This is a genomic window from Corynebacterium sp. HMSC072A04 (assembly GCF_001809235.1).
In the GTDB taxonomy this organism is placed as follows: Bacteria; Actinomycetota; Actinomycetes; order Mycobacteriales; family Mycobacteriaceae; genus Corynebacterium; species Corynebacterium hiratae.
Map to the genome: position 1 here is coordinate 28,879 of NZ_KV796804.1, position 22,034 is coordinate 50,912.

The 22,034-nt window shown below is 58.8% G+C and carries 20 protein-coding genes and 1 tRNA gene; 12 read left to right on the forward strand and 9 right to left on the reverse strand.

Annotation, left to right across the window (positions count from 1 at the left end):
* Positions 1-64: 64 nt before the first annotated feature.
* Positions 65-1,267 (reverse strand): S1 family peptidase, encoded by a 1,203-nt coding sequence (locus HMPREF2565_RS09465; RefSeq protein ID WP_070512070.1) that lies wholly within the window; start codon positions 1,265-1,267, stop codon positions 65-67.
* A 186-nt stretch (positions 1,268-1,453) separates the two neighbouring features.
* On the opposite strand from HMPREF2565_RS09465, the gene HMPREF2565_RS09470 reads away from it, so the two are divergent.
* The 4 genes from HMPREF2565_RS09470 (at position 1,454) to HMPREF2565_RS09485 (ending at position 3,746) form a co-directional block, all read left to right on the forward strand.
* Positions 1,454-1,882: an NUDIX hydrolase gene (locus tag HMPREF2565_RS09470; RefSeq protein WP_070512073.1), complete on the forward strand. Its 429-nt coding sequence runs from the start codon at positions 1,454-1,456 to the stop codon at positions 1,880-1,882.
* 25 nt (positions 1,883-1,907) lie between these two features.
* A complete protein-coding gene (locus HMPREF2565_RS09475; RefSeq protein ID WP_071407225.1) occupies positions 1,908-2,594 on the forward strand; it encodes a DUF4232 domain-containing protein in 687 nt (228 codons plus the stop codon).
* A 183-nt stretch (positions 2,595-2,777) separates the two neighbouring features.
* Positions 2,778-3,344, forward strand: a complete 567-nt coding sequence (locus HMPREF2565_RS09480) for a hypothetical protein (RefSeq protein ID WP_071407226.1) — start codon at positions 2,778-2,780, stop codon at positions 3,342-3,344.
* A 93-nt stretch (positions 3,345-3,437) separates the two neighbouring features.
* A complete protein-coding gene (locus HMPREF2565_RS09485; protein WP_071407227.1) occupies positions 3,438-3,746 on the forward strand; it encodes a hypothetical protein in 309 nt (102 codons plus the stop codon).
* Between the two features lie 7 nt (positions 3,747-3,753).
* On the opposite strand, the gene HMPREF2565_RS14280 is transcribed toward HMPREF2565_RS09485, so the two are convergent.
* Positions 3,754-4,215: a DUF418 domain-containing protein gene (locus HMPREF2565_RS14280; RefSeq protein WP_371441014.1), complete on the reverse strand. Its 462-nt coding sequence runs from the start codon at positions 4,213-4,215 to the stop codon at positions 3,754-3,756.
* 804 nt (positions 4,216-5,019) lie between these two features.
* Here HMPREF2565_RS14280 and HMPREF2565_RS09495 point away from each other — a divergent pair.
* A complete protein-coding gene (locus HMPREF2565_RS09495; RefSeq protein WP_071407228.1) occupies positions 5,020-5,469 on the forward strand; it encodes a DUF1990 family protein in 450 nt (149 codons plus the stop codon).
* A 14-nt stretch (positions 5,470-5,483) separates the two neighbouring features.
* Here the strand turns inward: HMPREF2565_RS09495 and HMPREF2565_RS09500 are convergent, their stop codons facing one another.
* Positions 5,484-6,446, reverse strand: a complete 963-nt coding sequence (locus tag HMPREF2565_RS09500; RefSeq protein WP_071407229.1) for a YwqG family protein — start codon at positions 6,444-6,446, stop codon at positions 5,484-5,486.
* 103 nt (positions 6,447-6,549) lie between these two features.
* Here HMPREF2565_RS09500 and HMPREF2565_RS09505 point away from each other — a divergent pair, with 103 nt between their 5' ends.
* On the forward strand, positions 6,550-8,526 hold the full coding sequence (locus tag HMPREF2565_RS09505; protein ID WP_246819136.1) for a vWA domain-containing protein: 1,977 nt from the start codon (positions 6,550-6,552) through the stop codon (positions 8,524-8,526).
* Between the two features lie 119 nt (positions 8,527-8,645).
* Here the strand turns inward: HMPREF2565_RS09505 and HMPREF2565_RS09510 are convergent, their stop codons facing one another.
* On the reverse strand, positions 8,646-9,476 hold the full coding sequence (locus HMPREF2565_RS09510; protein WP_010189137.1) for an aspartate dehydrogenase domain-containing protein: 831 nt from the start codon (positions 9,474-9,476) through the stop codon (positions 8,646-8,648).
* Between the two features lie 262 nt (positions 9,477-9,738).
* Positions 9,739-10,638 carry a site-specific integrase gene (locus HMPREF2565_RS14285; protein ID WP_232760996.1) on the reverse strand — a complete coding sequence of 300 codons (900 nt, stop codon included), beginning with the start codon at positions 10,636-10,638 and terminating at the stop codon, positions 9,739-9,741.
* A 702-nt stretch (positions 10,639-11,340) separates the two neighbouring features.
* On the opposite strand from HMPREF2565_RS14285, the gene mobC reads away from it, so the two are divergent.
* Genes mobC through HMPREF2565_RS09525 form a run of 3 tightly spaced genes read left to right on the forward strand, consistent with a single transcriptional unit; the run spans position 11,341 to position 13,607 of the window.
* On the forward strand, positions 11,341-11,502 hold the full coding sequence (mobC, locus tag HMPREF2565_RS14290; RefSeq protein WP_246819137.1) for a plasmid mobilization relaxosome protein MobC: 162 nt from the start codon (positions 11,341-11,343) through the stop codon (positions 11,500-11,502).
* Positions 11,483-13,093, forward strand: coding sequence for a relaxase/mobilization nuclease domain-containing protein (locus HMPREF2565_RS13520; RefSeq protein WP_084738728.1), 1,611 nt, complete (start codon positions 11,483-11,485; stop codon positions 13,091-13,093). The genes mobC and HMPREF2565_RS13520 overlap by 20 nt, the downstream gene beginning before the upstream one ends.
* Before the next feature lie 37 nt (positions 13,094-13,130).
* On the forward strand, positions 13,131-13,607 hold the full coding sequence (locus tag HMPREF2565_RS09525) for a hypothetical protein (RefSeq protein WP_012359769.1): 477 nt from the start codon (positions 13,131-13,133) through the stop codon (positions 13,605-13,607).
* Positions 13,608-13,776: 169 nt separating this feature from the next.
* On the opposite strand, the gene HMPREF2565_RS09530 is transcribed toward HMPREF2565_RS09525, so the two are convergent.
* Entirely contained in the window at positions 13,777-15,336 is a 1,560-nt protein-coding gene (locus HMPREF2565_RS09530; protein ID WP_034664651.1) for a SulP family inorganic anion transporter, read from the reverse strand.
* Positions 15,337-15,505: 169 nt separating this feature from the next.
* On the opposite strand from HMPREF2565_RS09530, the gene HMPREF2565_RS09535 reads away from it, so the two are divergent.
* On the forward strand, positions 15,506-15,910 hold the full coding sequence (locus tag HMPREF2565_RS09535) for a MerR family transcriptional regulator (RefSeq protein WP_005293770.1): 405 nt from the start codon (positions 15,506-15,508) through the stop codon (positions 15,908-15,910).
* Positions 15,911-16,243: 333 nt separating this feature from the next.
* Here the strand turns inward: HMPREF2565_RS09535 and HMPREF2565_RS09540 are convergent.
* Together HMPREF2565_RS09540 and HMPREF2565_RS09545 are read right to left on the reverse strand one after the other, a co-directional pair.
* Positions 16,244-16,320, reverse strand: a tRNA-Met gene (locus tag HMPREF2565_RS09540).
* 157 nt (positions 16,321-16,477) lie between these two features.
* Positions 16,478-19,459 (reverse strand): UPF0182 family protein, encoded by a 2,982-nt coding sequence (locus tag HMPREF2565_RS09545; protein ID WP_071407268.1) that lies wholly within the window; start codon positions 19,457-19,459, stop codon positions 16,478-16,480.
* A gap of 123 nt (positions 19,460-19,582) precedes the next feature.
* Here HMPREF2565_RS09545 and HMPREF2565_RS09550 point away from each other — a divergent pair, with 123 nt between their 5' ends.
* Together HMPREF2565_RS09550 and HMPREF2565_RS09555 are read left to right on the forward strand one after the other, a co-directional pair.
* Positions 19,583-20,173, forward strand: coding sequence for a PPA1309 family protein (locus HMPREF2565_RS09550; RefSeq protein ID WP_071407231.1), 591 nt, complete (start codon positions 19,583-19,585; stop codon positions 20,171-20,173).
* A 77-nt stretch (positions 20,174-20,250) separates the two neighbouring features.
* Positions 20,251-20,931, forward strand: coding sequence for a beta-N-acetylglucosaminidase (locus tag HMPREF2565_RS09555; protein ID WP_071407232.1), 681 nt, complete (start codon positions 20,251-20,253; stop codon positions 20,929-20,931).
* A gap of 20 nt (positions 20,932-20,951) precedes the next feature.
* Here the strand turns inward: HMPREF2565_RS09555 and HMPREF2565_RS09560 are convergent, their stop codons facing one another.
* Positions 20,952-22,028 carry a YlbL family protein gene (locus tag HMPREF2565_RS09560; RefSeq protein ID WP_071407233.1) on the reverse strand — a complete coding sequence of 359 codons (1,077 nt, stop codon included), beginning with the start codon at positions 22,026-22,028 and terminating at the stop codon, positions 20,952-20,954.
* Positions 22,029-22,034 lie beyond the last annotated feature (6 nt).

Consider the following 22,034-nt stretch of genomic DNA (forward strand, 5'->3'; position numbering starts at 1 on the left):
ATTTCGATCAAATAAGGCCCCAGATCTTTAACGATCTGGGGCCTTAAATGTTAGAAACGTACTTCTAGTTCTCCGGAATCGTGAATCCGGAACCCACGCCCTCGCGGCGGTTCAAATCCGCGATGATGGCATCGGTGTTGGACACGACCGTCGGGTTGTGCAGTGCACCCTGCCACGGGGTGCGGCAGGACGGCAGCCCCGGAATCAGACCGCGGGATACCGATCCGACAATGCGGCCATTGTGGAAGACCGGTGCACCGGAATCTCCAACCATGGCGCACACCTGGTTGATGGTGATTTTCTGGCTGTGCTGGAAGGTCATGCCACAGGTGCGGCCGGTAGCCACGCCGCGCTTGCAGGTGATGTCACCCGGCTGGGTGGCCCCACCAATCCCGTACGCGGTCACACCGTTGTAGCTGCGGGTCACCTCTGCCTGGGAGCCGAACTCGATGAGCGAGTAGTCCAGCTGCGCGTTCTTGGACACCACGGTGCCCGTGGGACCTACCTGCCAGGAGTCCGCCGACGACACCGGATCACCCACGTTGCCGCAGTGACCGGCGGTAATACCGACCTTGCGACCTTCAGCATCCATGCCAGCAGCCGTCAGCGTGCACATGGTGTCCTCACGGATGTACAGCGGGGTACCCGGGCCATACAGCGATTTTCCTTCAGTCATCGCAACATTAGATTCCTCGGGAATCTGGGGTGCATCGTAGAAGGAGCCGGGTACCCGGTGCAGAACATAGTCCGCGTGCGGTTTACCGGCCGCAATCTTGGAGAACAGGTCGTTCTTCCACACGTAGTTCGGATCAGTGCCCTGGGGCACGAACTCCGGCTGCGTGGCCTCCTCCAGCAACCCGATGGGAGTCGGGTTCGTCAGCGGTTCACCCGTGATGGCATCAGCGCCGGCATAATCCTGCTGCTCGGACGGGGCCGGCAGCTGCGTCTGCAGGTTCGCCTGCTCCGCGACGCGCTGCGCCGCAGGAGAGTTCACGGCTCCTTCGACCGCCTGGTTCACATCCTTCGATGCCGCTGCGGCGGCACCGTTGACGGCGGTGTCGACGGCGTCGGTCAGCGCTGCGTCCACAGGCTTGGTCTCAATACCTACGGACTTCAGGTCCGCGCGCACCTGGTCAACAAAACCGGCCGAATCGATTTCCGGGATGGTGGGGAGATCCTGGGCACCCGCCGCTGGGTTACCCAGGAAGAACGCACCTGCGAAAGCCGAGCCCACGAGGACTTTCTTAAGGTGCGGAATTTTTCGCATTGAGCAATTCCTCTTTCACTTCTTCTCGTATTGGTCTATAAGACCTACCCATGATGGCACGCGCATCGAAGCGGCCGTTTCTAACGTGTGAGACTGTGTCCAACCCGTTACATTACTGACAGTTTTCGGGTGCCCCCTCTCTTCTTTCACCGCCTCCCCGCCCCGGGGCGGCCCTACTATGGAGGCATGTCTGAGACCTCCAATTCTCCTTCACCCGCTGCAGACATTGAGGAAATTGTCGCCGTTGTCCTACGTGATACCCACGGCCGCGTGCTAGTCCTCCGCATCACCTCCACCCCAGAATTCGTCCTGCCTTTCGGCTCCATTGACAGCACCCTCAATCCCGCCCGCGCGGCCCAGCTCATCGCCCACGAAGCCATACGCGCGGTGGTCGATATGTCCAAGCTGCGCCGGCTTGCCACCTATATCTCCCCAGCCGCTAACGACGCCCCACAGACTATCCACGCGCACGTGTATGTCTACGAAGAAGAAATCTCTGTTGTACACCCCGACAAGGAGATTGCCGAGCTAGCGTGGGTCGATCCCGCTGCCCCGGACGTCGATGTCGCCCCGTTACTCAAGGAGAGGGTATTCCCCGCCTTGCAGGAACTCTAGCCTCCCAAGCCTTAGACTCCACCCCATGACTACGCAGCGACTACTCCCCGTTCTCGCCGCCGGTTCCCTTGCCCTTGCGCTGGCCGGCTGCGCCACCGATGACAGCACCGACGCCACGCTTTCTGACGTCTCCCCTACAACCACCCAGGCCGCCGACGCCGAATCCGGGGCTCCAGCACCCGCGGCTCCGCAATCGCCCGAGGCCGATGCTCCGGCCCCAGAGGACTCCCAACCTGCGGAAGACCACGACGCTGAATCCACTCAGAACACCGACCCGGCCGCAGCTGGCAACGAATCCTGCGCAACGGCCCAGCTCGATATCGGCCTAGCCAACGAGCAAGGCGCGGCCGGTTCGCGGTTAGCGGACATCACCTTCACCAATACGTCCTCTCAGCACTGCACCTTGCACGGCTTCCCCGGTGTTTCCGCCGTCACCAACGACGACGGCACCCAGCTTGGCGCCGCCGCCGTACGCGAAACCGGCAAGGAAGCAACAACCGTCACGCTTCAGCCCGGCCAGTCGGCCCGCGCGGGCCTCAAGATGACCAACGTTGGCGTCCTCGACCCCGCTTCCTGCCAGCCCCAGTCTGCCGACGGCTTGCGCGTGTACCCGCCCGGCGAAACCGCCAGCGCTTTCATCCGCGTCGAGGGCCTCGAAGGCTGCGCGGGCGATGCGAGTTACCTTTCCATCCAGCCCGTCGCCGCCGCCTAGAGCCCACCCCCGGGGGAAGAGAAAATAGACCTTTCAATGTAACTGGCCGCAAATCATGAAACTCACGCCCCTCAGGTAACAAGCCTTAAAGTTGATCCCCCAAGCTATTGCACAGCAATCACACAGGGGGCATTATAAATCTGCCACATACTGGCAAATTCTCTTCTCTCTCAAGGAGCTTTCATGATTCATATCTACAGGCTTGAGCAAACCCTGCCGCAGATTATTGGTGCCATTATCGCGATAATCGCCATCATCACCGGTGCCGTTAACGGCGCTGGCAGCTCGCACTCTGGCCCCGGCAGCACGACCCAACCGGCTCCGCGCCCATCGGTGTCGAGTGAAAACCTTGTTCAGCCAAACTCGAGCCAGTACCTGCTGAACATGGACTACGTCAACAGTATTACGGTCAATGGCCAAACCATTTCCGACACCATGGTCCGTACCCGCACCACATCGGACATTGAAGCCTACGTCGGACGGGATGATCTGGACGGCAAGTACAAGACTCTAACTTTCAGCCTCGCCTGGGATGACAACATCAAGCGCAGGGAAGGCATCGACTCTGCCGTCGTGAAGGTCTACCTCGGCAAGAACCGTGCAGAGTACGCGAAGTCTTATGTCGTCAAACCCGGTCAGGTGGTTAACTCCGGCCCCATCAACATCAGCGGGCTGGACAAAGTGCTTGTTGAGGTGGAGCCAATCCACGGCCCTGGCCTGGCCATCTTTAACGCACGCCTCCACCGCTAATTACTAGTTTCTCGATGACCCAGAACGTGTAAGTTCTGGGTCTTTTCTTTTGTCTCGGCAGCTAGATCAGTGACGACAGCCTACAATCGCGGCATGGAATCGAAGACGCTGACGTCACTGGTATTTGGAAATGTTGTGCTGGAATCGCAGATGACGAAGACGATTATCGTCGTCTACGCCGACGACATGCGATCCTGGTACTTCCGTCCCAGTCCCTATACGGAACTCAAGGTGCCGCTCGACGAACTGCAGGGGAAGCTGAGCAGAGAACGCGCGGAGCTTATCTCAGAGCGCATTTTTGATAACGTCAAGCTGGAGCTCGAGGAGAGCTACCCCGGGGGCGTCGACCGCGCCCAAAAGGAGCTCTGCGGTTGGCTCCTGTGTGAGGAATCAGCCGCTTAGACCAACATCAGGCCGGTGCAGGTGCTGATTTGGGATCCATGCGGCCCGTTGGACCGTATGCCAACCGGCGATGCGCCCACTCGAACGGGCCGGGCTTGCCCCAAGCCTCAAGCAGAGCGGCAAGAAGCAGCGTGAGAACAAAGACCAACAGACCGATTCCTAACTTGCCGCTCACCGAAGCATCCGCACCGAGCCCGAAGCCAGCCGGGGTAACCAGAATGATGAAGAAGACCGACTGCGCAATGTAGCCCGACATCGAGCGCTTGCCCAGCGCCACGAAAGCATAGGCCCACCCGGGAACACGGTTGTTGAGTTTCTCCGTGAGCAGTGCCAACACTGCCACGATCCCCGGGCCGGTAAGGAAACCGAAGGCTTGGTTCAGCATGAAGAACACCGGTTCCAATTCGGTTGACACAACACCAGCAGCCGCAAGCCCCCCACGGAAGCCCCACAACGACGATGACCACACCTGCAATGACAACCCAGGTGATGAGAGTGCGGCGGTGTGCAGAAACGTTGGCCAGCACGCCCTCCCGCGCCCAGATGTACCCGATGAGCAAGGCGCCTACTAGCCCCACGAAGGCGATGGGGACCTGCCCCAAGGCAGCAACCTCACCGCGCAGGTTGCGGGCGAAATAGTCGCCGAATGTGACAAGTTCACCGGTCATCGGCCGCGAACTGGGCAGAGGATTGAAGTAACCAAAATAGGCTCCCAATGCACCCGAACCGGCGAAAGCCGCATAGCCGCCAAAGAACCAGTAGGCAATGCGCCGCAGAGTGCGCGTCGAGAGCGTAAAACACCACGCCAGAGCGATGCCCATGAGGCCATAGACCAGCATGATGTCGCCGTCGAAAAGCACGAAGCCATGCGCCAGACCAAAGACCGCCAGCAGGCCGTAGCGGCGGATGAGTACGCGCCGTGATTCTGTAGTGGTGTAGCCCTTGCGCTGCAGGCTCGCAGCAATGAGACCAATGCCGAATCCCAGCAGCATGCAGAACATGGGCAGGCCTCGCACACGTACAAACATGCCGGTGAACACCGCGGAGAAAATGTCTAAAGTGCTGCTGGGGCGCACACCACCCACGGTGGAGCTGGGCCCCAAGGACCACTCGTTCACAACCCAGCTCTGCACGGCGTTCGCCATGGCAATCCCCAACAGCGCCGTGCCGCGCGCTAAGTCGGGAACGATAAGGCGTTGCTGTTTCTCCTGCATACACCCTATTTTACTCTTCTCAAGCATCATCTAAAGGCCGTTTGACTAGGCTAAGCCCCATGCCTGAGCCACTGTCCTATTCCTCCGCTGAGGGCTTCCCGCATCTACACATGTCCCGTGTCATAGACGCCGATTTCGATATTGCCGCAGACAAACTGTTCCGCTGGGGCCTGCAGCGCAGCGGTCTTTTTCGGGTTCGCCCGAGCCACGCCACGGTGGAAGAAGGCGCGGAGGTCGGCCTCGGGTTGGGGCCGTGGGAGTTTCGCTGCCGAGTGGTGGATGTGTTCCACGAGGAGGGACGCTGCGGTTTTACCTACGGCACCCTACCCGGCCATATCGAGCGCGGCGAGGAAACCTTTACGCTGGAGCGCCTGCGGGATGGGCGCACGCTGCTGCTTGTCGACGCCTCCTCCCAGCCCGCCCACCTAACCTTCCTGCGCCCGCTGCTCGATATTCCCCGGCGCGCACTGATCCGGTGGTTTTATCTGCGGGCGCTGGATGAGCGATAGGGATGGCAGCCGCTTTAGCCGCAGTCCCAGTCGAAGAGAACCTTGTCGAAGTTACGTGCGGCGAGATCCTCGGGGTGGATGTAGAAGTTTCCGATTCCTCCATCACCCCATTCGAATGTGCCACCATTATCCACCGTCGCGAGTGCGATGTGTTCATCGCTAATAGGAAGTTTGCTGGGGTTCCAGTAGGTAGCGTAGCCGCCGAGGCGAACCTCGCACTGCCCGTCCTCGAGGTTTACGCGCTCCTCTGATTCCTCAGCGGTGGGATCAACGCTGAACCCCTCGGCTTCAACGCGGGCCACAATCTCATCGAACAATTCCTTCTGGCCGGCCTTAGTGTCGCCGGGGAGCTTGGTCGCCTCGATTGTGGTTTCCCCGTCGATAACGCGCCGCGTGATAATGTCCCAGCCGTATGTGTGAACATCCACCAGGTCCTCGCCGCGCCGCAGGAGAGCCCTAAGGTCGTTGTTCCAAAAGGCGGTGCGGCCGAACTCGTGCGCGTTTTCGGTAACGCTCAGCTCGCTCAGCTTCCCGTCGATAGTCGTAGCCTCCAGCGGTTCCTCCGCTGGGTGCTCTCCTGAATCCTCTACTTCCTCCGGCACCTCGCCTACGTGTGGGGCGGAGATGTCTTCAAGGTATCGAGCGAAGGGCGTGGAAGTGCGTTCACCTGTCGCCACATACTTGTTACAGAGTTCCATTCCCCATCCGTACTCACCGGGTACGAAAAGCTGAAGGAGGCCGGAGGTAGGGAAACCGGGAAGCGGTTCAAACTCAGCGAAATTGAACTGGGCAATAAAGAACATGGGCTCGTCGTCGTACTCGGGGTACGGCGCGTGCTCTGGCAGGTACGGGGTTCCGCACAGCTTGGAGGTGGTAGGCGAATCTGGGCGGGAGCTTTCCGCAAAGTCGATGATCGGGCGCGTGGGGACACTGTCGAAGGAATACTTCAGGGCATAAAAGTCATCTTCTGCTGTCATGGGGGCGATTTTAAAAAAGAATCATGCAGGTAGCTCGGGGGATATTCCCCACCGCCTTTCCGATGGCAAGCGGCACGCAGGCGTTCAATGTAGCTTGGCTCACATGGAAAACACGTCACGCTTCTCTCTAACGCCCCTGTTAACGGCGTTGATCGCTGTTCTTGGAACAACCGCTCTTGCCGTTGTATCAGGTCTCCTTCCAGTAGCCACTGCTGAAGAAGAGACGAACGCCTCCGGTTCCTCTTCCAGCACCATGGCCCCAACCATGGTGGTCTTCGATTCCTCCGGCTCGATGATCACAAACGATGCCGGCGGGCAGACCCGCATTGATGCCGCCAAAAATGCCGCCCGCACCTTCATCACGGAGGCTGGTGACGACGCCCCTCTGGGGCTTGTCACCTACGGCGGCAACACCGGCGAGGCCCCTGAAGATGAGGCGGCCGGCTGCCAGGACATCACCGTGGTCACACCACCCGAGGCCGGCAACTCTGAGAAGATGATCGCCCACATGGACGGCCTGCAACCGCGCGGCTTTACGCCCATCGGCGAGTCCCTGCGCAAGGCCGCGGCAGAACTCCCCAAAGAAGGCCAGCGCAGCATCATCTTGGTCTCGGATGGCGTTGCCACCTGTACCCCGCCACCGGTGTGCGATGTGGCGAAGGAGCTGAAGGAGCAGGGCATCGACCTAGTCATCAACACCGTCGGCTTCAACGTGGAACCTGAAGCACAGCAGGAACTGCAGTGCATTGCCGACGCCACCGGCGGCACCTACGCCGACGCCTCCGACGCCGATAGCTTGGCCAAGGAGCTGAACCGTGCGGCCCCGCGCACCTTCAACGCCTATGAGTCAGACTTGGAGGAGATTGACGGTGGCGAAACCGAGGGCTCTCCCGCCAAAATAGACCGTGACGTAGAGGCCTTCTCCACCACTCTTCTTCCCACGGAAGGTAAAGGCCACTCGGCTGAATCCGAGACCTTCTTCACCACCCCGATTGCTGAAGGCGAGCGCGTCGTCATCAGCGCCAACACGACGCAAACACCAAGTATCAACAATTTCCGAAAAGGCGGATCATTCCACTTAGGTATTGATGCAGCTGAACTATCCTGTGAACTCGACTCCGCTTCCGCCACTGATACCTCAGTGAACCAGTACCAGACCGCAACCTTGTACAGCACCCAAGGTGGTGAAGAGGGGTGCGACTCCGATCAGCTCGCTTTTTCGATTCAGCGAAAAGGTGACTGGAAGCAAGATGAAGAGCTCGGGGTGGAAGTGACCATTACCCGCTTCGGTGAGCCGGATATGGAGGGCCAACCAGATCCGGCCGAAGAAAAGACCGAACCAGACACCGTCACGGCTTCCGGTGACCCCACCGAGATTACTCCCGGAACGTGGTTCACCGACGCAGCTGAGCTCACCCCGCAGCAGCCGGTGCACGCACAGATCGTCCCCGGCGAAACCCACTTTTACCGCATGTCCGTCGAACATGGGCAACAGCTTGCTGGCAACATCGCCATGGTCGAAGAAGCCGATGACTTTGACAACAATGGACCGGGTGACGCCCTGATCGTTACCGCGTACAACAAAGCCCGTGCACAAATTGACGTTGAGGGTTCCCACGCAACCATTCAAAAGGACAGCAAGATCGATTTCAGCTACCCAGCTCCCATCCTCTTCTCTAATCGTTACGGTGGCTCACACAACGATGGTGCGGGAGGTCTAGGAATTGAAAAGGTATGGCAGGGCGGCGAGCAATACATCGCCGTCAACTACGAGAAGCTACTGACCGACCAGGAAATCGACGAAAATACGCAGCTACCGGTGCTGACCTATGACCTCGTGGCGGACGCCGTGGGTGATCCCGTTCCGGAGCCGACCTTTGCGCCAGTCAAGCTTGAGACTGAGAAGCCTTCTGCGCCAGCGGAAAGAGACGCTAAAGAAGACACGGAGAACCACGCGCAAGAAGACGATGACTCCTCACTCTTCTCCGGATTCCCCTTCCTCTTGGTAGGGCTCGGGCTCCTCGTCCTCTTCGGCCTCGTCGTTGCTCTGGTTGTTGTTATCAGGAGCCTCAACCGCTAGCCCCGCTGACCACGAACGTCATTCACGGTAATTAGAGCCCCGAATCTGCAAAGATTTCGGGGCTTATTTACGGTGACTGTCGTGACGTAGTACTCCACCCTGTAGGGCAGAGCCCTCCGCTACTGAAGCGAGCCCACCGCCTGCCTCAAAGTGTGCGCAACCGACAACGCCGTAATGGCAGAGGTTTTGGGATTCACTGGATGTGGAGAAGATTCGCTAACCAGAGAGAAAGCGCCGGCGGAGCCTGATACCTCGATGTCATGGCGTGTTTTAATCAGATTCGGAGAAGCAACTAGTTCCACCGATACGCGCTCAAGTGATCGCGCAAGCAACTCGTCATCGCTGGAGCCTCTGCCGCGAGTTGCCCAAGCAAGAGCGACGGAAACATTGACGTTGCCAGGGAATTTTGCAATCGCGTCACTAGGCCTACCGCTGAAAAGTACAAACGGTTCTGTTGGGCTTTCTAATTGAGCGCGCTCAGCATCATTCATCCAGCCTTGAATGAGAGACTCTGCATTCTTGGTGGTTCGAATCTTTACGGTATCCACGGCATTCGACTCTGCTAATGCCGCCCACAGATCGAATCCTCCGATCGCACCGGAGGTAACATGCACTTTCCCAGGCCCAGACAGCAGCGCCTGGCGCGTGTCAGGATCGGCCAAAGCGCCTACCGAGGTCAGCACCAAATCCTTGCCGCGGGCAATCACTGCCGGTCCATGTTCTTTCGCCGCCGCAACGCCCGCGCATTCAACCACAATATCGTGGGCATCGATGAGCTCTAGAAGGTTATCATTGTGAAGCGATACTCCCAAGGCGCCGCGTTCTCGGTGCGGGGCAGCATCACGAACAAATCCACTGACTTCGAATTCCGATGGGTCAAAAAGTGTCACCAATTGACGTCCGATTGCACCAAAACCAAGGAGTAAGACTCGTGGAGCCGAAGCAGACATGATAATCCTCCATTACCGTGCGTTTTAGATGTGAACCCACTCTATCCATTTAGCTCCTACCAGGGAAAATGAAAAAGAACCCCACCAGCCATGTTGACTGGTGGGGTTCCGGAAGTTGGTAGCGGGGGCCGGATTCGAACCGACGACCTCTGGGTTCTCACCCTCAAGTTCGAGCCACCTGCAGTTATTACCCTTTTACCTGCTGATTAGAGAGGTATAAGCATACTGGGCCTTACTGCGCCTTACCGCAGATTACCGACTCTTAAGTCCCGTTTTGAGTCCCACTTTCTTCACCGAGATTCAAGGCTCCCCGCATAGCGTCGACATCAGTCCAATCCGTGTAGTTGCGCGTGTTCACGTCGACGTCATGCCCGAAGTAGGCTGCACGCACCTGGGCGGGCACCCCTCGCGCGATGGCCCGGTTATTGAGCACCGTGCGCCAGTCATGGGATCTCATTAAAGCGATGTGGTCGTCCTGGAGCTGCGCGCCGACATCTTTAAACAGAGCCGCTGACGCTTTCACGGCGTTGTCGGTGCGCCAGTGCGCCTGCTTGTCTCCTGGCGAAGGGATCAGTGGGTCGGTCGTTCCTAGTCCGTCGAGCCGGTTTAACCAAAACTTTTCGACACGCTTGTCCAGGAACGGGATAGAACGGCCTCTGTGCGTTTTGGATTGATCAGATGTAATGCTGATCGCGATTTGCCCATTAGCGACTTTTACAGATTGTCTCGTCGCCGCCAGCGCCTCTGAGATGCGAAGTCCCGTCCCCGCTTGTAGTAGTGCCAGCGCAACCACGTTGCCATGTTTTGCGATGGAGCTTGCTCGTCTGTCCGTACCCGGTGGTAACGGTCTGGCCGTATCGCGTGCAATGAGATGGTCTACAACGGCGTCGTATTGTGCGTTCGTCAGGGCGTGACCGCCTTGCGGTTTATTGCCCTTCTTGACCTCGCCGAGGTCGATACTGATTCCGCGTAACGGGTTGTGGTCGATAACACCCTCGCGGATGAGTTGATCCAGAATATACTTGCTCACGACAGTACGGGCCTGCCGTGCGGATTCCGACCCGTTTGCGGTGGCGATGGCCTGCAATGCGCGTTCGAGAGTTCGGAATTTCACAGCCTCGCCAATGGCATGTTTTCCAAGCTGTGCTTCGGCCTGTTTCAATGCGAGCTCATACCGGGCGCGCGTGTTCGGCCGCAGCCGTGCCGCCTGGATGGCCGGCTTAGAAACGTCGGTAATGAACGCCGAGAAGTTCTTACTCTTATCCCAATTGGTCGACGTCGAGTTGAGCTTGCTGTCCCGCTTCTCGACGGCAATTCGCCGGAATTCCCCCTTTGTCCTTGCCCGGATTGTCGGGCGGTAAGTCGTTCCGCCCCATAGTCGGACGGTGATTTTCGCTTCGTATGGACCGCGCGGCGGTAAAGCATCAACGACGCGATCGATGGAATCTTCCCCAGGGCTTAGTTTCGTTCTGGCGGCACGTATTTGCTTGCCGCCTGTTTGTGAGGGCCGTCTTTGACGGTGGCGAGTACGCCTGAAGATGCGCAGCAGATTCAGGGGGCCGACACCGGAGAAGCGTGACCCTTACAAACAGACTGTGGCCCCGGCTGCATCAGCAGTCGGGGCCACCCTGCCACAGTAAGCACGATAAGTAGGAGGTGGATATGCGAGACAAGTTCTCGACATATTCGCGCACCACCGTGCGCCTCGATAAGGATTTAGACCGATTTGTCGAGGAGGTCGCACGGGTCGTAGGGGTGCAAAAGGCCGTCGTGTTCCGGGAAGCTCTCTATGTCCTCGCGGAGGAGGAGAGCGTGCTGACGCAAAAGCGTTTGGCCCCCGGACACGCTGCGCCGCCTGGACGAGATGAACGACCAACTGCGGCGGATTGGCGTCAATCTAAACCAGTTGGCTCGCCGCGCGAATATCGACGGCGTGGCCCCCGTGTCTGAGGCTGTAGAAAGCATTGGCTCCGAGGTTTCTTCTCTTCGCAAAGAGGTGAAGGACTTTGTCCACAATCAAGATTAACTACAGCCAGAATATCCGCGCGGCAACGGTCTACGCCGTCTATGGAACGGCAGACAATGCCCGCAAGGGTGAGGTGCGAGCCGATGCTTTATGCACGGTTCAACCTAACGCTGAATCGTTTTCTCCGGAGGCTACGGCTGGCCGTTGGTCGGGTGTGGACTTCATGGAAGCCAGTGTGGAAGAAATGGAGCGATATGCTCCGGCTCAGCGCACTGACGAAGCAATTATTTATATCCAATCGTGGGCTAAAGACGAGCTGGATAAGGATAACCCGGCCGATGTAGCTCGGGCTAATGCGGCTGGCTCAGAGCTGGCGATGCGGCTGACGCAGGGCACGGGAGTTCCGTTTACCGTGGCTACGCACACCGACAGTAAAAGCGGCTGTGTCCACAACCATATCGTCTTTGCCAACCACGATACGCAGACAAAGAAGGCTGCCCCTCGGGATATGCGCAACTGGTACAAGCTGCGCAATATCAACGACGAGCTGATGCGCGATTTGGGGATGCGTGTCCTGGAGCGAGAGCCGGAAATATCGCTGCTTCCTGCTGAGCGCAGGGCACGCAAGGAGGGCAAGTCCACAGACTCGACGGGCCTGGGCGTGGATGAGCTGACCGCAGCCACGTGGGCTGATTTTGCCCGCAAGCGCATTGATGAGCTGTGCGCGGATAAACAGGTGGCAGATGCTGACGACCCACTGGCGAAGGCAGTAGAGATTGCTGGCAAATACAACCTGTCTCTAAAAGTGCAGCCCAACTCAAAAACCGAGGGTGAGTCGCTAACCGTGGCCCTGGTCGACGACGACGGCGAGGATGCCTACTTCACGAACACCACGAAGGCCGGACGTACTCGAAAGCGTAAAGCAGCTAAAGCTGGCTCAAAATTGGGCCGCAGCTACTCGCTAGAGGGTGTGACCGAACGCGTTAACGAGGCCCAATCAGCCCTTCTTGCGCGGCAGCTTGCAGCACTTCAAGCCAATTCAACCGATGACGACCTGGAGGCGAAATACGGCTCCAGCCTTCTCGATGACGAGGAGGAAGAAAACTATAACAACCAGGAGGTATTCAATCATGGTGTCAGTGACCGAGATGACGAAGCTAGCCCAAGCAGCGGCGAAAGGCAAGATGGACAGCGTCTTGAAGGTTCTCAGCCCACGCCTGGACAAGGCGGAGAAGGCTATCAAGACGCTGCAGGAGAAACTGAAGAGTCTGCCGGAGAATACAGGGGACATTCTCAGTTCTCTGCCCAGCGACTTCTCGACGAGGTTGACGCAAGCGGAAAGCGAATTAAGGAACGTAAAAAGCAATCTCGCCGCAAACAAGAACTACGTGAGCAGCAGTCACTTCCAAGTAACGATGATGGAAGTGCAGCAGATGATCACCGGGCTGATAAGGAACATCGAGGATCTGCCCAACGGCCTGGAGGGGGTAAAAGGGTACCTAATCGAGATAAGCGAGCAGATGTCGCGTCTGACAAGGATGCAACAGCTGGTACTCAAAGCAGCCGAAAGCCCCATCCATCTCGACAAGGATTCCAGCCAAGCAGTAGCCCAGAGCCTGAACGCTCAGATGACTTCGAGCCTGACTTCTAGCCTGGAACCGCTGGTAGAAGTAGCTGTATCTGAGGCAATGTCGAAAGAGTCCGAAAGCCTGCACAAGGCAGCAGAAGCATCTAAGAAGGCTCGCAGCGCCCTGCTCCAGGAGAAGGAGTCCAACGAAAAGCTGCTGGAGAAGATACGTGCAGAGCGCAAAAAGTACAACGACGACATGGAAAAGTCGAACACGAACTTTATTAAGGCCTGCATGTCTGCCTCGTGGATTGCAGCCAGTGTTCTCTTCGTTGCTATCGCACTCGTTGCTGTCGGAGCCTTGGGGAACGGGCTGCTAAGTATGCTCGGCATACCCGACGGCGTGTCTGCCTTGTGGGGTCACGTCCAGGAGGCCAACGGCATCGGCCCAACACTGGGATGGTTGGCGTTAACACTTATCGTCATAGGGGTTCTTATAGCGCTTATGACCTGGATGTTGTCCCAGGCTGCGCCGGGTATTGCTCACTTAGTCGAGGAATACCGTCGCAATCACCCGAGGAAAGAAACGAACCACTAACTAGAACACGTGCACCGTAAAAAGTAAAAATCCCCACAACACAGCGTAGCGGTTAACCGCTACGCTTCTTTTATGCTCTTCCTATGCCCCAACTTTGCAACAGCACCAATAAACTGGCGCCCCGGTTATAAGTTGGGGCGCCAAGTCGATGTGCTCGAGTCGGGGGATGTTAGTGGCCGGTGCCAAGCCGGCCAGACAGGCGGTTCAGCCGGTCCTGACTGGGACCGTCGAGCCCGATAATGGACACGGTTTTGCCTCTGTCCTGGAACTTCTGCGTAATCGCGTCAAAGGTCGCGACCGTGGAGGCATCCCAGATCTCCGCCTCAGTGAGATCAATAGTGATATGACGGGCAGAATCGGTGTAATCAAAGCGATAAACCAGGTCATTGCTTGATGCCCAAAACAACTGGCCATGCACCCGGTAGGTACGAGTATCAATCTCTCCATCGCCGTCGCCGTCGATCTCGGAGACCTTTTCAATGGAAGCGATATGTGCCATCCGACGGGCGAACATGATCATCGCGGTGACCACACCCAACACCACACCAATGGCCAGGTTGCTGGTGGCTAGGGTGGCAATAATCGTCACGGCCATAACAATGGTCTCAGAGACCGGCATGAGTTTAAGGGTGCGTGGATGCACCGAGTGCCAGTCGATGGTGCCGACCGAGACCATGATCATGATTGCCACCAGCGCAGCCATCGGGATCATGCCAACGATGTCGCCCAGTGCCAGGACCAGGACCAGCAGGAACACACCGGCTAACAGGGTGGATAGGCGGGTACGTGCCCCGGATTCGCGGACGTTGATCATGGTTTGACCGATCATCGCGCAGCCACCCATGCCGCCGAAGAAACCGGAGGCAATATTAGCCACCCCCTGTCCCCAGGATTCACGAGTTTTATCGGAATGAGTGTCGGTGATGTCATCGACGAGCTTGGCGGTCATCAACGATTCCATGAGACCGACCACGGCCATGGCCAGGGCATAAGGCGCGATGATCTGCAGGGTCTCCAACGTCCACGGCACGTTCGGAATAAACAGGGACGGTAAGGTCTCCGGCATCTTGCCCATGTCCGAGACCGTCGGGACAGTCAAACCGGCGGCAATGACCAAACCGGTGAGCACGATAATCGTGACCAGCGGGGCGGGGATCACACTGGTGAGCTTGGGGAAGAAAATCATGATCACCACACCCAAGCCGACGAGTGGGTAGACTATCCAAGGCACATCAATGAGGTGTTCGAGTTGGGCGGTGAAAATCATAATGCCCAGTGCATTGACGAAACCCAGCATCACCGATCGGGGGATAAAACGCTGAAGTTTCGCCACACCGAGGGCGCCGAGCACGATTTGTAGGACACCGCCCAACAGGACGGTGGCGATGAAATAATCCATCCCGTAACCACGCGCCACAGGAGCAATGACTAGGGCAATAGCCCCGGTGGCGCCGGTGATCATTGCCGGGCGGCCACCGGTAAAGGCGATCGCAATGGCCATGACTACCGAGGAAAACAGACCCATGGCTGGGTCAACACCGGCAAGGATGGAAAAGGCAATGGCCTCAGGGATCAGCGCCAGGGATACCGCCAGTCCGGCCAGAATCTCTATACGGATACGGGCGGGGGAAGAAAATGCGTAACGGAAGGATGCGATGATCCCGGTAGGGGCATCAGCGCCGTCTGGACTCAGGAGGGGGCGGGGGGCCGCCGTGCTAGTTTCAGTCATAGATGTCCAATCTTTGAGGGGATAGGTAACTGGGCGAACGCCCGAAAGGAATCCAACCCTCTAGTAACTTTAGGTTTGGTGATGGTGGTCATGGTAGCGGGAGTTTTACTCAACCGCCAACCCAGGCACAGGAACCCGTGGGCAACATCACCGTGAAGGAGAACAGGCAATGCAAAACAGTAATTTCAAGATCGGCGAGGTCGTTGACCAGACGGGGTTGTCGATTCCCACCTTGCGTTATTATGACAACGTCGGCCTGATTACCCCATCGGGGCGTAGCCCTGGTGGGTTCAGGCTTTATAGTGAGGCTGATGTACGTCGTGTTTTGCTGGTGCGACGGATGAAACCGCTGGGGTTTACTCTGGATCAGATGCGGGAATTCCTGGAAGCTGCGGAGATTCTTCATAGTTCAGATGGCGGGCAGGACAGTGATACCGCACAGCAGGCACGGAGTAATGCCAAGGCCACCCTTGCCGACATTCGTGAGGAGACGCGCACCCGCTACGAAAAGCTACGCAAGCAAATTGCCTACGCTGAGGAATTCCTCGATCTGGTCAACACCCTGGCACCCTAAACTGCCCCCATCCTTCGCAGGGAGAAAAAGACCATCGTATTGAATGCGCTCTGTCGAATCGCGTTCCAGATGAAGTGGACGAACGCCCGCGGCCTCTCCGGAGTGGATGGCGATAGTACAGAGGACTTCTGAAATCCGTGCAGACGACTCCTCAAAACGACACAGTCATCCAAGGTCACAAAATCGAAAATTGTCACTTAACCCCATCACTTCCAAACCGGCTTAAGTGACAAAATGCCATCGCTAAAGTCCCGATTTGAGTCCCAGGACGTGCGCCTTAAGAGAAATAACTAAAGCCCCTACCAGTGTTTCTCCTGGTAGGGGCTTGGAAGTTGGTAGCGGGGGCAGGATTCGAACCTACGACCTCTGGGTTATGAGCCCAGCGAGCTACCGAGCTGCTCCACCCCGCGTCGAGATGTACTTCCAAACATCAAGCGCTCTGCACACTGTCCCGTGTGCTGGCGACGGATGTAACTATACAGACACCTTGGCGCCTACCCAAATCCCCTGGGCAGGCGCCATTTCAAAGGTAAGGCGCCAGGCTCTTACACCGGCGCCAATTCGGAGTTACTGAGACTGCAGGGAGCGGTAGTCCTCCACTGCCTTGTCCAGCTCGTCCAAGGCCTTGCCGTACTCCTCGAAGGATCCGTTCTTGGCCTTGTCCACGCCATCGAGAGCCTTGTTGATGGCGTCGATAGCCTCGCCTTCACTAGATGCCTTCGGAGCGGATGCCGGTGCGGCAGCCTCGGACTCCTTAGAGTCCTTTGCGTCCTTCTTGTCTCCATCGGCAGGTTGCCCATCCTTCTCCGTCTCATTGCCGGAGTCACCCTCAATCTCGGTGATGTCCTGGGCGGCCTTCGGGTCGATGCCCACCTGCTCTAGGGCCTCACCAATCGTCGGCGCATAGCCCACGCGGCCCTTGTAGGAAACGAGCACGCGAAGCAACTTCGGGAACGCAGACTCCTGGCCCTTACGCTGCGAGTAAATCGGCTCCAAGTAGAGGATCTCTCCCCCACCGACCGGCAGGGCCAACAGGTTACCGTTCTTCAGGTCATTCGAGCCTTCCCACAGGGTGCGGTCACGCGCCACCTGATCAGAAGACATCATGGCATCCTGCGCCTGCTTCGGGCCCTGGGTCTGGGTGTTCGTCGGCAGCACGCGCACGGTGATGTCACCGTAGGTGTCCGGGTCGGAAGACACCGCCATGTGGGCGGACAGGAACTGACGGTTCAAACCACGGTAGGAGGTGATGAGCTGGAAGCTCGGCTTGTTGGTCTCCGGGTCGGAAGCCAGCACATAGTACGGCGGCTGGTTCAGGCCCTGAGCCTCGCCCGCGGTCGGGTCTTCCGGCACGGACCAGAAGGCGTCGTTGTTGAAGAAGACGCCCGGGTCATCCACGTGGTACTTGGCCAGCAGGTTGCGCTGCACCTTGAACATGTCCTCCGGGTAACGCATGTGCTGACGCAGCTCGTCGGAAATCTCCGACTCGGGCTTGACGACGCCCGGGAAAACACCCTCCCATGCCTTGAGCACGGGGTCTTCGGTGTCGAACTCGTAGAGATCGACGGTGCCATCGTAGGCGTCGACAGTCGCCTTGACCGAGTTACGGATGTAGCCCACCCGATCGTTGACCAAACGCTGCGTCGTACCCGTCGGGTTCTGTGCATCCTGGGTGGTCTCTGTCAGGGAGGTGCGCTGCGTGTACGGCAAGGAATCCAGGGTGGTGTAGCCGTCAACGATCCACTTGATGCGGCCGTCGATGACCGCCGGGTAGGTGGAGGAATCCGTGGTCAGCCACGGGGCGACCTTCTCTACGCGCTCGCGCGGATCGCGGTCATAGAGCAGCTTGGATTCCGAGCCCACGCGGTCCGAGAGCAGGAAGTTCAGTTCCTGGTACTTCAGGGCAAAAGCAGTGCGGTCGACAATGTTGCCGATGTCCACGCCACCCTTGCCGTCGTAGGTGTAGGTGGCGGTATCGGTGTCGTACTCCACGGCGGCGTCGCCCGTCTGGCCCACGATGGCGTAGTCCATGCCGTCTTGGGCGCTGGCGATCACCGGGCCGTAGTAAATGCGCGGCTGGTCCACCTTGATGCCGAGCGACTCCTCAGCGCTCTGGGTCTCGCCCTCACCTTCAGCGTCCTCGCCTGCCTGTGTCTGCAGGTCAGCCACAGTAAAGATGGGGAAACCACCACGGGCGGAACCAGCGTCACGAGCCACCTCATCGACCGTGTTGGCCTGCGCCGCGATGAAACCGTTGCCGTGGGTGTACACGGTGTGGCGGTTAATCCAGTTCTGCTGGTTTTCCTGCAGCTCATTCGGATCCAGCTCACGGGCCGCGACCACGAAGTCACGCAGCTCGCCGTCGATTTCATAGCGGTCCATCGCCAGCGTCTCTGGGAAACCGTAGAAGTTCTTCAGCTGCTGCATCTGAGTAAACGTCGGCGCCAAAATATCCGGGTCCAGCAGGCGCAGGTTGGAAATGGTGGAGTCATCGGAAGCAACCTTGTCATCGGCGACGTCCTCCGCGCCCCAGTTCTCCTCGTAGGTCACCTTGTCATCGGTAAGGCCGTAGGCAAAGCGGGTGGACTCGATGTTGCGGGAGATGGACTCCGCCTCTTTGGCCTGACGGTTCGGGTTAACGGAGAAGCGCTCCATAATGAGCGGCCAGCCCTGGCCGATGACCAACGAGGACAGAACCATGAGCACCACGGCCAGGCCAGGGATACGCAGGTCCTTGATGACCACTGCAGAGAAGATTGCCACGGCCACGAAGACGCCAATGATCATGAGGATGATCTTGGCCGGCAGGTAGGCGTTGATGTCGGTGTAGGAACCACCCGTAAACAGCGAGTGCTCGGTGTAGAGCAGCTGGTAGCGGCCTAACCAGTACCCAGCCACCTGCAGCAACATCCACAGGCCGGCGGTCACGGCCAGCTGGGTGCGTGCGGCTTTCGAGAGCGAACCACGCACGCCAGCGGCGCGGTTGCCCAGGCGAATCCCGCCGAGAATGTAGTGCCCCACCAACGCAATGAGGAAGCACACTGCCAGCAGCATGGAGAAGGCGCTGACCAACATCGTCCACACCGGCAGGCTGAAGGCGTAGAAGCCGAGGTCGTGGTTGAACTGCGGATCCTTTACCCCAAAATCGTGGGAGTTGAGGAAGAGCATGACGGTCCGCCAGTTTGCTTGCCCCAACAGGCCTGAGACGACACCGACGAGTACCGGGATAACCTTCAAGAACACGTTCATCGTGCTCTCAATGGATTTGCGGTACTGGTAGACCGGGGAATTGAAATCCGCCATGTCCATCGAGTCCCCGCGCCCCCGCCAGACCACGAGGCCTGCCACGTAGGTGATGGCTGCCGCTACGAGGCCGAAGAGGAAGAAAAGCACGATGCGCGTCACCAGGGTCTTGGTGAAGACCCCGCGGTACTCAATCGCGCCGAACCACTTCCAATCTGTATAAAAGCCCACGAGCATGGGGCCAATGAACAAGAGGACCGCGATGATGGCGACAACCCACGAGAGAAATTTGGGTGGACGTTTCATCGGGGCGGTGGGTCGGTTGAGTCCGGAAGCCAACTCCAGCTCCAATCAAGTGTCGTGCGAATATAGAGGTATCAAGCTTCTAGTCTAGAGAAGCACTATGACCGTCAACGAACAAGGACGCTTATGAGTTCCCAACCTTCCTCCCAGCCCGCTGTACACCGCGCGCTCAACAAGGCCATGCGCGAAGCCGTGGACTTCATCCACGCCGAGGGCTGGGATGCGCCTCCTACCCTTTTTGCTCTCGTCCCCACTGAGCTGGTGGCCGCACAGCTCGGTGACGTCGACGACTCCTCTCCCCTCACGCTCGTGGTGCAAGAGTTGCCGGAAGGCATCGAGCCGGGTTCCGAGCACCTCGCGGACTACGTCTCCCGCCTGGCCTGGCCACAGGAGATCGCCGGGGTCATCCTGGCACAGGAGATCACGTTTAAGGACACCTCAGACGCCGCGCTTGCCGACGCCCGCCCCGCCCGCCTCTTCTCCGGGGTATTGCGCGCTACCGCTATGGACGGTAGCTCCGCGGACGGCGCCACGGAGTTCGAGGAGAACGGCGCCGAGCTCACCCTGCTGCAATTGCGTCCAACCGAGGAGGAACTAGCGGAGGCCGGTCCCTTCGCGGAAGATGATATTCAGCTGCGCGGCGGTCCGAATGTGGCACCGGGGGTCATCGCTGCCTTGCGCTACGGGTTGGAGCAGGATCCGGAGGAAATACTCTAATCGACTAAACTCAGAATGCAGTGGCCATTAGCGCTCAGCTCTCGGGGCTGGGCACGCAATTGATAGAGGAGTCTCTCGTGCGCTTGACATCCCGCTTCACCGCCGCAGCTTCGGCCGTGCTTGCCACCGGCTGCCTGCTCACCGCATGTGGGAAGGACGATGTGCCCTCCCCTGAGCCGGCACCTGCGAGCGAAGCAACCACCGCCGCGGAGAAGACCAGCGCGCCGGCCCCGGCCACCTCCGCCGAGGAATCCGAGACGACTACTCCCGCCACGTCCGAGTCTGCTGACAGCTCGGAGGCCGAGGATGAATCCGCGACAGCAGGAAGCTCCGTTGCTCGGAAGGACAAAGACAAAGACGCCAGCGAGTCCGCTGAGCCCAGCGGAGACTTCAATGAATCCGTGGAGCAGGCTTATGAGATCTTCGGTGGCCTCGTGCCGGAAGAGATCTTCGCACAATTCGACCGCTGCGATCCCAATGGCGTGACGGATTCTTTCAACTGCTCCGGATCGGAGGTAGGCCAGTTCCAGTTCTTCAAGTCGAAGACCAAGGCTTCCCAGACCACCCAGGTGCTCACCGAGCTGCGCAGCTCCCGCGTCCTCGAGGACAGCGGTAGCCGCGTCGTGGGCTGGTCCATGCTGGGCAACACGGCCATCCTCACCGTGGTGGATAACGATGAGGGCCTCATCATGCAGCAGATGATTTCCACGGACCAGGACGATCCGGAAGAGCGCCTCAAGGAGCTTGGCTTGGTCTAGGGCCGCAACTTCCTTAAGGTCTAGCCTTCGCAGGTCTCGACGGGGCTTCCCTCGGCGAAGTTGTGCATAGCCTCGATGGCATCATCCAGCGTGTGGACCTTGGCCACCACCATGTCGCCCGTTTTGCGGCTAACCGCCTCCGCGCAATTATCGGCTGGGGCGAGGAAAAGCTCGGCGCCCGCCTCCTGCGCTGCATTTACCTTATGGACGATGCCACCGATGGGGCCGACCTCTCCGTCCTCGCCGATAGTGCCGGTGCCGGCAACGAAGCGGCCGCCGGTGAGGTCCTCACTGGAAAGCTTGTCAATCACCGCCAGCGTAAACATCATGCCGGCCGAGGGCCCGCCAATGTCCTGCAGGTTATAGTCCACCGTGATGTCCTCGGTGGGCACCGAGGTCATAAGGATGCCTAGCAGGGCCACGTCCCCCTGCTCTGGGTGGGAGCCGAGGGTGACCCCGACAGTCTTTTCCTCGCCCTTGCGAACGATGCCTAGCTCCACCTCATCGCCAGGCTGAAGAGCACGAATCTTCTCTTGCACTTGGCCAGGCTCCGTGACCTTGTCACCGTTGACGGTGGTGATGATGTCGGCGTCGTCAAGCGCGCCTGCTGCGGGGCCGTCGTCGAGGACTTGTGCGACCTCAATCCGCACGGGCTTGTCCAGATAGTCCATGGCAGCGACCGTGGCGGCTGACTCGGACTGGGTAAAGGCCTGCTGATTGGCCTCTTGGACCTCCTTATCTGTCTTGCCCTGCGGGATAACATTCTCGATGGGGACGATGGTGTCATCCGTCAACAGCCACCGGCCCAGGGCCTGGGCTAGCGTCATGTTGGTGCGCACAGAGACCGTGGTCATGTTGAGATGCCCCTTCGGCTGGAACGTCTCTGGGGCTTCGACGTTGACCACCGGCTCACCTTCCACCTCGCCCAAAGTGTCCACGGTGGGCCCTGGTCCTTCGGCGGCGTAGGGAACGGACAAGGTGATATCGGTGCCGGGAATGTGGTCGATGCTGAGCAGGGCTCCCGTCAACACCACCGGAATGGCTCCCCACGTGAGGGTGGACAGGCGGCGGGCTCGGGGGTTCTGCGGAGTTTTCACGGAGGA